6 protein-coding genes are annotated in these 8,731 nt (G+C 48.8%); 3 read left to right on the top strand and 3 right to left on the bottom strand.

Annotation, left to right across the window (positions count from 1 at the left end; genetic code table 11):
- Window positions 1-257: hypothetical protein (locus GJQ68_RS23475; RefSeq protein ID WP_235941858.1), on the top strand; the 257-nt coding region annotated here is incomplete at its 5' end.
- A 122-nt stretch (window positions 258-379) separates the two neighbouring features.
- Here GJQ68_RS23475 and cysD read toward each other — a convergent pair.
- From cysD to GJQ68_RS22785, 3 genes are read right to left on the bottom strand one after another with little or no spacing between them, the layout of a single operon-like run.
- Window positions 380-1,285 (bottom strand): sulfate adenylyltransferase subunit CysD, encoded by a 906-nt coding sequence (gene cysD, locus GJQ68_RS22795; RefSeq protein WP_162419575.1) that lies wholly within the window; start codon window positions 1,283-1,285, stop codon window positions 380-382.
- A 5-nt stretch (window positions 1,286-1,290) separates the two neighbouring features.
- Window positions 1,291-1,881: an adenylyl-sulfate kinase gene (gene cysC, locus GJQ68_RS22790; protein ID WP_162419574.1), complete on the bottom strand. Its 591-nt coding sequence runs from the start codon at window positions 1,879-1,881 to the stop codon at window positions 1,291-1,293.
- Window positions 1,882-1,916: 35 nt separating this feature from the next.
- Window positions 1,917-3,674, bottom strand: coding sequence for an SLC13 family permease (locus GJQ68_RS22785; RefSeq protein WP_162419573.1), 1,758 nt, complete (start codon window positions 3,672-3,674; stop codon window positions 1,917-1,919).
- 650 nt (window positions 3,675-4,324) lie between these two features.
- Between GJQ68_RS22785 and GJQ68_RS22780 the strand changes: the two genes are divergently transcribed.
- Window positions 4,325-5,266 (top strand): metallophosphoesterase, encoded by a 942-nt coding sequence (locus GJQ68_RS22780; protein ID WP_162419572.1) that lies wholly within the window; start codon window positions 4,325-4,327, stop codon window positions 5,264-5,266.
- Between the two features lie 1,364 nt (window positions 5,267-6,630).
- The gene (locus tag GJQ68_RS22775; protein WP_162419571.1) at window positions 6,631-8,532 is read left to right on the top strand and encodes a beta-N-acetylhexosaminidase; all 1,902 of its coding nucleotides are present in this window, start codon (window positions 6,631-6,633) and stop codon (window positions 8,530-8,532) included.
- Window positions 8,533-8,731: the final 199 nt, after the last annotated feature.

The following is an 8,731-nucleotide window of genomic DNA, read 5'->3' as shown; positions in this document are numbered from 1 at the left end:
CAGCGAAGCAATCTGATCCGAAGCGAAACCGCAAGTCCTCCGTAGAATACCATCCGAAAACGACTGATGGACACGTTCTCCGACAGACTGCCGCGGGTGCCCAAGCAATTATGACCATTCGATTGGGCTCCATCTGCACCCTACCGATGACGTATTTTTACCACCCCCTGTCTCCCCCTCCTGAAAACAGGAGGGGGCTGGGGGGAGGTGATTTGATGTCACTCTTTATTTTTTTTAACATATTGATTTTTAAATAGTTAAAAAAAATACCGTCATCCCGATTTCTGCGTTTTTTAAAATGTTAATTCTACCGTTGACGGCATCATCACCAAATCATCACATCATCACATCACCACATCATCAAATCATCAAATCATCTCTAAAAATACCCACTCTTCTTCCGATCCTCCATGGCGGTTTCGCCGCGTTTGTCATCGGCACGCGTTCCCCGTTCGGTGGTTCGGGTGGTGGCTACTTCGGCAATGATTTTTTCCAGGTCATCGGCATCCGATTCCACGGCTCCCGTGATGGGCATGTCGCCGCAAGTCCGGTACCGGACGGTCATGGTCTTTATTTCCTCCTCAGGCTTCAACTGAATAAAATCCGATTTGGCCAGGATCACCCCGTCCCGCACCACGCATTCCCGCTGATGGGAAAAGTACAGGGAGGGCAAGTCGATATTCTGATGTTGTATGTATTGCCAAACGTCCATTTCCGTCCAGTTCGAAATCGGAAACACGCGGAAATGTTCGCCCATGTGTTTTTTACCATTAAAGAGGTTCCAGAGCTCGGGGCGTTGATTTTTGGGATCCCACTGCCCGAATTCATCCCGATGGGAAAAGAAACGCTCCTTTGCCCGGGCTTTTTCTTCGTCCCTACGGGCACCTCCCATGGCGGCATCAATTTTATATTCCTCCAGGGTATCCAGCAGGGTTACCGTCTGCAGGGCATTTCTACTGGCATTGGCACCGGTCTCTTCCCGAACCTTGCCCTGGTCAATGCTTTTCTGCACCGATCCAACGATCAACTGCACCCCCAGCTTCTTCACCAGTGCATCCCGGAAGGCGATGGTTTCGGGAAAATTATGCCCCGTATCAATGTGGATCAGGGGAAAGGGGATTCGGGAAGGATAAAACGCCTTGTGCGAGAGGTGGGCCAGTACAATGCTGTCTTTTCCACCGGAAAAAAGCAGTGCCGGCTTTTCAAATTGAGAAACCACCTCCCGGATTACAAAAATCGCCTCCGCTTCCAGTTCTTCCAGGTGGGATAGATAATAATGTGCCATAGTTACTATTTTAATTTTTTGTCCAATGCTTTTACCAATTGCGTGACCCCTTCTTCCAACGGAACTTCAGCGGTTTTGATCACTTGAAAGGGGGATTCGGGTGCTTCGTAGGGCGAATCAATCCCTGTAAAATCTTTAATCAATCCCTGCCGGGCTTTTTGATACAGCCCTTTGACATCCCGCTGCTCGCAAACCTTCAGGGGGCAGTCCACGAAAACTTCCAGAAACCGGTCGGGGCCTACCCGTTCGCGTATCATTTCCCGATCGGATCGGAAAGGAGAGATAAAAGCCGATAATACGATCAGGCCCGCGTCCATCATCAACAGCGCTACCTCGGCGATCCGACGAATGTTTTCTACCCGATCCTCCTTGCTAAAACTCAGGTCGGAGCACAGGCCGGTACGGATATTATCCCCATCCAGCAGGTAGGTATGGTAGCCCCGTTTGTGCAAGGCCTGCTCGGTAGCATTGGCCAGGGTGGATTTGCCGGACCCTGACAGACCGGTAAACCAGATCAACCGGGGATTTTGTCCCAGGGCTGCTTGCCGGACTTGCCGGGTAATCTTAAATTCCGATGGATGAATGTTTTCCTGCATAGAAATCCTGCGGCATCACTGCTGCATTGATTGATTTATAAATAATACCATTGGATAAACAAGATGACGACTGTTGCGTAGATCAGTGTCAGCGGAAATCCAATGGCAAAATAATCCCTAAACTTATAATTGCCGGGCCCCATGACCATCAGATTGGTTTGATACCCGATGGGGGTCATGAAATCTCCGGAAGCGGCAAAAGCAATCGCCACGAAAAAGGGTGTCAAGGGTTGCCCCAACTGCTGCCCCAACTCCATGGCAATGGGAAACATGATGGATACCGCCGCTGCATTGGTAATCAGACTGGTGAGCACCAAGGTCATCACAAACAGCAACAGCAGTGCCCAAACCGGCTCCGAACCCTGGGTCAGGTCAAGCAAGCCCGACGCCAATATATTGGCGGCTCCGGAATTGCTCAGCGCTACTCCCAGGGAAAGGGAACAAACCAGAATCAGCAAGAGATCCAGGTCCACCGCTTTCCGTAAAGTCTGCAAATTTAACACTTTAAATAAATACAGGGTAAGGATTCCGGCAAAAGCTGCCATAAAAAGATCCACCCAGCCAATAATCCCGGTAAACAACAGCGCCAATGCCAATAAGGAAGGTAATCCCCGAAAGCGCGCGTTTTCCTGCTTGAGTTCTCCCCTCAGGGTGATGATAATCAGGTCTTTCAGGTACTCATTTCGAGTATGATCCTTACCGGTCAACATTAAAAACAAGTCTCCTGCCTGCACCTTGGTTTCTCCAATATTGCCCTTTAGTTGGGTACCATTCCGATGGATGGAGACGATGGAAGCCTGGTAGCGGTTACGGAAATCGCTGTCTTTGATCTTTTCGCCGATCAGGGAAGAGCTGGCAGGAACCACCGCTTCTGTGAGCTGAAAAAACCCATAGTTGGAAACATGGCCTTCCTCCGGTAGGCTAAGCCCATTTTCTTCCCTGATCAGTTCCAGAATGGCCTCCGAATTACCGGTAAAAAAAAGCTTGTCCCCTTCTTGTAGGATTTCGTTGGGTCCCACGGGCGAAATTTCCTGGTTTCCTCGTTTGATTTCCGCCAGAAATATTTCCTTTAATTTTCGCAGTCCGGCTGCTTTTACCGTTTTGCCATGCATTTTGGATCCCTGTGGCAGCCGGGTTTCGACCAGGTATTCGTTCAGGTGATCGATGATTTCACTTTTATTTTCTTCCCTGACCGGAAGTAAATGATTGGAGGCGATGCTCAGGTACAGAATGCCAAAGAATGCCACCAGCAAACCCAGGTAGAGGAAATCCTCAAACCCCAGCAAGGGGAGGTCATATTGGCTGATCAGTCCGTTTAGCACCAGATTGGTAGAAGTCCCCACCACGGTGATCATGCCCCCCAGAATGGTGGAAAAGGACAGTGGGATCAGGAATTTGGAGGCCGGGTATTGGTTGGTTTTGGTCCATTCTTTCACATAGGGAATCATAAACGCCACCACCGGGGTGTTGTTTAGCACCGCTGAAAGGCTTCCAACCAACAGCATCAGCCGTACCCGAAAAATCCCTGGTTTCAGTTTTTGGCTAAAAATCTTGAAAAAGAAACCGTTTCCAATATTTTGTTGGATGCCGGCGGTCAGGCCAATAAGCAGAAAGATGACGATGATCTGTTTATTGGCCAATCCCATCAAAAACTCCTCCGGCTGTATAATCTGCAGGAGGAGCAATAAAAAAACCGCCCCCAAAAATGCGAAAGACGGTCGAAGCAGGTCCCGGTATAGTACCAGTACCAATCCTGCCACTATCAATAAGGTAATAAGGCTGGGAGAAAACATCTAGGGGTATAAGTTGGACACAGCTTCGCCCGGTGGGTCCCAAATAAGGACCTGCTCAGGGAACCAAAAGGTTGCCGACAATGGGTAAAAATTTCCGGCTTACGATTTTCAGAAGCCGGGTCCTCTGCCGCTGTTTGTTTGGGTTGGAGGCCGATTGGATCGGCCGCTCATCCACAGCATGCAGGGCTTAATCATTTACTGCCGGTACCAGCCGTTTGAAGGCCTAAAAGTAGTGGGGCAGTAATTTATTTCAAAACTTTAGAAAGAATATAAAAAGGGCTTCCGGTTGGCTTTCAAAGGTTAAAATCGGTGTTTAAATTTTTTGAATGCCTGTTTTTGTATTTTAAATGGTTTTTACTGTCGTTAAAAACATTTAGCTTGAAATCCGGAATTAAAATTATTTTTATGTTATCTCTATCGGTTTACTAGGAAAATAGCTTTTTGCCTTCCTTTTACCCGAATGTAATCGGGATGAATTTTATTGGGAAAGCGCGCTGCATGAGTGATATAAGCCGGTCATTTTCCGCTATCCCTTTGCAGCTACTGCTTTTTCTCGATCTAACCATAGCCAAGGTCTACAGAAAGTTTTTATCTTGCAAAGGGTAAGCAACGGGACCTATACCATGACAAAATCTTTTATTAATTAAAATATGAACTACCGATTGGGATTGATTCTTTTTATGGCTTCTTGCCTGAGTGCCTGCACTCCTTCGGGAAATCAACCGCTAACGTTTATGGCGATAGGCGACATGCCCTATCACCTCCCCGAAGATTTTGAGCGGTTTGAGCACTTGATTCAGACGATTAATTCAGCCAATCCCGATTTTTCCCTGCACGTGGGAGACATCAAATCCGGAGGCACGCCTTGTTCGGATGAATACTATTCAACCATCCAGGGCTATTTCGATCAATTTGAACAGCCCCTGATTTATACGCCCGGGGACAATGAATGGACGGATTGTCACCGGGAAGCTTGTGGGGGTTTTGATCCGGAGGAACGACTGGATAAACTGCGGCAGTTATTTTATGCCACCGATCAAAGCCAGGGCAAACACCCGATGCCCCTGGAGCGGCAAAACAGCTGGCAGGGCTTTGAAAAGTTTCCTGAAAATGCCCGTTGGCAGGAGGCAGGCATCACTTTTGGGACCTTGCATGTGGTAGGATCGAATAATAATCTCAAATTGGATTCGACTGCCCTGAACGATGAGTTTTATGAGCGGGAACTGGCCAATAATTTTTGGTTGACACAGCTGTTTGAACAAGCCCGGGAGACGGAAAGTCTGGGCATGGTGCTGGTATTGCATGCCGGGTTGGATTACCAGACCGGGAACGAGCGCAACGGGCATGCTAGCTTTGTACAGGTGCTACGGAAACAGGTACTGGACTTTGGCAAACCGGTATTGCTATTATATGGAGATCATCATCGCTATCAGGTAGACCAGCCACTTCGGGACCATAATGGCCAGACCATTACGAATTTTACGGCGGTGCAGGTCTTTGGCGATCGGGACATGCATGCCGTTCGGATACAGGTATCCCCGGAAAACCCCAATTTATTTTTGATCGATCCCTTCTACATTGCGGAAAATTAAGACCAATCATCTATAACTGTCCTTGCGAGATCCCGTCATTGCGTGAACCCGTCATTGCGAGCGCCAGCGAAGCAATCTGATCCGGAGCGAGAACTGCAAGTTCTTCGTAGAATACTATCAAAAAACGAATGATGGACTCGTTCTCCGACAGACTGCCGCGGGTGCCCGAGCGACTACGACCATTCGATTCTACTCCGGCTGCACCCTCGCAGTGACGGGAACGGCTTGCGGTTACTCCAACTTCGTCATTGCGAGCGCCAGCGAAGCAATCTGATCCGAAGCGAAACCGAAAGTCCTTTGTAGAAAGCAAATAGAAAACGTGTAACGCAAACGTACTCCGAAAGACTGCCGCGGGCGCCGGAGCAAATACTGCCATTCGATCAAATTCACGTCTGCACCCTCGCAGTGACGGGAACGGCTTGCGGTTACTCCAACGTCGTCATTGCGAGCGCCAGCGAAGCAATCTGATCCGGAGCGAGAACTGCAAATCCTTCGTAGAATACTATCAAAAAACGAATGATGGACTCGTTCTCCGACAGACTGCCGCAGGTGCGCGGGCGACTTCGACCATACGATTGGAATCCGTCTGCACCCTACCGATGACGTATTTTTACCACCCCCTGTCTCCCCCTCCTGAAAACAGGAGGGGGCTGGGGGGAGGTGATTTGATGCCATTCATTATTTTTTTAACATATTGATTTTTAAATAGTTAAAAACAAATACCGTCATCCCGATTTCTGCGTTTTTTAAAATGTTAATTCTCGCAGTGTCGAGAACCCGTCATTGCGTGAACCCGTCATTGCGAGCGCCAGCGAAGCAATCTGATCCGAAGCGAGAACTGCAAGTTCTTCGTAGAATACTATCAAAAAACGAATGATGGACTCGTTCTCCGACAGACTGCCGCGGGTGCCCGAGCGACTACGACCATTCGATTCTACTCCGGCTGCACCCTCGCAGTGACGGGAACGGCTTGCGGTTACTCCAACGTCGTCATTGCGAGCGCCAGCGAAGCAATCTGATCCGGAGCGAAACCGCAAGTCCTTCGTAGAAAGCAAGTAAAAAACGAGTAACGCAAACGTAAACCGGCAGACTGTCGCGGGTGCTGGAGCAAATACTGCCATTCGATCAAATTCACGTCTGCACCCTCGCAGTGACGAGACATCCAATCATCAAATCATCCCTCCGTCCCTGAGTCTCACCGTCTCCCCCTCTCTAAGTCTCCCCTTCTCTCAGTCCCTAAGCCCCTTCTGCCAGGTTTTCTGTTTTTAATTATAATTTTTTATAATTACATTTGATTCTTAATTAATTTTTTTGTGAAACATAAAGTACGAACAGGCCTTTAGGCCGTGACAAATAACTGATCCATGAATAAAAACCTCCTTATAGCCGGACTACTCCTATTCCTTAGCCAGGTAAGCCTACTCGCCCAAACCCATCAGCTGCTCCCGCAACCTAAAACCGTGATTACCGGAGAAGGGCATTGGAACCTGGACCCAGGTACCGTGCTGGTGGCAGAAAGTGCAACCGCCAGAAAATCAGCCCATTTGTTTAGCGGCCTGCTGGAAACCAAAACAGGATTTGAACTGCCAGTGCGGATGCAGGCCCCTGCCCATGGGGTGCTGATCGTTTTGGAGGAAAGCATGGTAGCGGACAATCCCGAGGCCTATACGCTGGAGGTCACCGGGGAAGGCGTGGTCATTCGGGGAGCCGATAGGGGTTTGTTTTACGGATTGCAGTCCCTGTTTCAATTGGTGGAAGTGCAGGGAAGCAAAGCTGTGGTCCCGCAGCTGGAAATTGCCGATGCGCCTGCCTTTGGCTACCGGGGCATCATGTTGGATGTCTCCCGACATTTTTTTAGCACCGCCCAGGTGAAAAAAATGCTGGACTTGATGTCCCAGCTTAAATTCAATACCCTTCACTGGCACCTGACGGATGATCAGGGTTGGCGTCTGGAGATCAAAAAATATCCAAAATTAACCGAAATCGGAGCCTGGAGGGATTCCACCATTATCGGGCAATATTACGATTACCAGCCATTTATTTACGAAAACGAAAAACACGGGGGTTACTATACGCAGGAGGAAGCCAGGGAAATTGTGCGCTACGCCGCTGAAAGAAAGATTACCGTCATACCGGAAATAGAACTGCCCGGCCATAGCTCTGCCGTACTTGCCGCCTACCCTGAATTCGGTAGTTTTGAAATCACCGAAGGAACAGCCAAAGGCAGTATTGCTGCCGTAAATGAAAAGGGCGAACCATTGAATAATGAGATCAGCAAGCAAGTGCCCGGATATTGGGGCGTACATTACAATATTTATGGTCCAACCCCTGCTGCCTTTGGCTTTTTGGAAGATGTGCTTAAGGAGGTCATGGATATCTTTCCCTCGGAATACATTCATATAGGCGGGGATGAGGTGCCCAAAGACCATTGGAAAACCTCCGCCATTGCTCAGAAAGTCATCAAAAAAGAAAAACTGGAGGATGAACACGAACTTCAAAGTTATTTTATCCAACGCATCGAGGCATTTTTGAATGAAAACGGACGGCAAATAATTGGTTGGGATGAAATCCTGGAAGGTGGCCTGGCCCCCAATGCGACGGTCATGAGCTGGAGGGGAGAAAAAGGAGGTATCGCTGCAGCCCAAATGGGGCACGACGTAATCATGACTCCTAACAGCCATTTATACTTTGATCATTATCAGGCGGAAGACAAAACAACTGAACCCCTGGCCATTGGCGGGTTTCTTCCGCTGGAAAAAGTATATAGCTACTCACCTGTACCAGAGGCTTTGAGCGAGGAAGAAGCAGCACATGTATTGGGGGTTCAGGCAAATCTTTGGACGGAATACATTCCTACCAACCAAAAGATGGAATATTTTCTGTTCCCCAGAGCCCTGGCCCTGGCCGAAGTGGCCTGGAAAACCAAGGAGGAAAAAGATTACCAATCCTTTCTCCGGGATCGGTTACCTGCCCGCTTGCTGTCGCTGGAGAAACAAGGCGTATTTTTCCGAATTCCCGAAGCCATCGTAAACATCCAAAAGGATTCTGCATCCGGAAGGCATTTGATCCAGATTCAGTCCCTGGTGGAAGGCGCCAAGGTCTATTACACCGTAGATGGGCATAAGGCAGATCAAACTGCCCGCTTGTACACGGGACCGGTGCTTGCCCCTATTCCAGGCAAGGATCAGGAATCCCTGGTTTTGCGCTACGTGACCGTCACGCCCGGCGGCAGGAGTAGCAATGAGTTTCATGTTCCTATTGAATAATAGAGGATTTGTAATCCTGCTGACGTGTACTTCTCGGGGATTATAAATCCCCTTTATCTGACCCACGAAATTACAAATTCCGCGGAGCGAGATGCCACGCTGTTCGGGATTTGTAATTCCGAACCCAGATAACGCAGGATTTGTAATCCTGCTGACGTGCACTTCTCGGGGATTACAAATCCCCTTTATCTGACCCACG

The organism is Cyclobacterium roseum (assembly GCF_010119225.1).
Lineage (GTDB): Bacteria > Bacteroidota > Bacteroidia > Cytophagales > Cyclobacteriaceae > Cyclobacterium > Cyclobacterium roseum.
Note: the sequence above shows the minus strand (reverse complement) of the source record. Positions and strands in the feature narration are given on the sequence as shown.

Coding starts and splice junctions, on each gene's coding strand:
- cysC (WP_162419574.1), bottom strand. CDS start 1,881: ATGCAGGAAAACATTCATCCATCGGAATTTAAGATTACCCGGCAAGTC.
- cysD (WP_162419575.1), bottom strand. CDS start 1,285: ATGGCACATTATTATCTATCCCACCTGGAAGAACTGGAAGCGGAGGCG.
- GJQ68_RS22785 (WP_162419573.1), bottom strand. CDS start 3,674: ATGTTTTCTCCCAGCCTTATTACCTTATTGATAGTGGCAGGATTGGTA.
- GJQ68_RS22775 (WP_162419571.1), top strand. CDS start 6,631: ATGAATAAAAACCTCCTTATAGCCGGACTACTCCTATTCCTTAGCCAG.
- GJQ68_RS22780 (WP_162419572.1), top strand. CDS start 4,325: ATGAACTACCGATTGGGATTGATTCTTTTTATGGCTTCTTGCCTGAGT.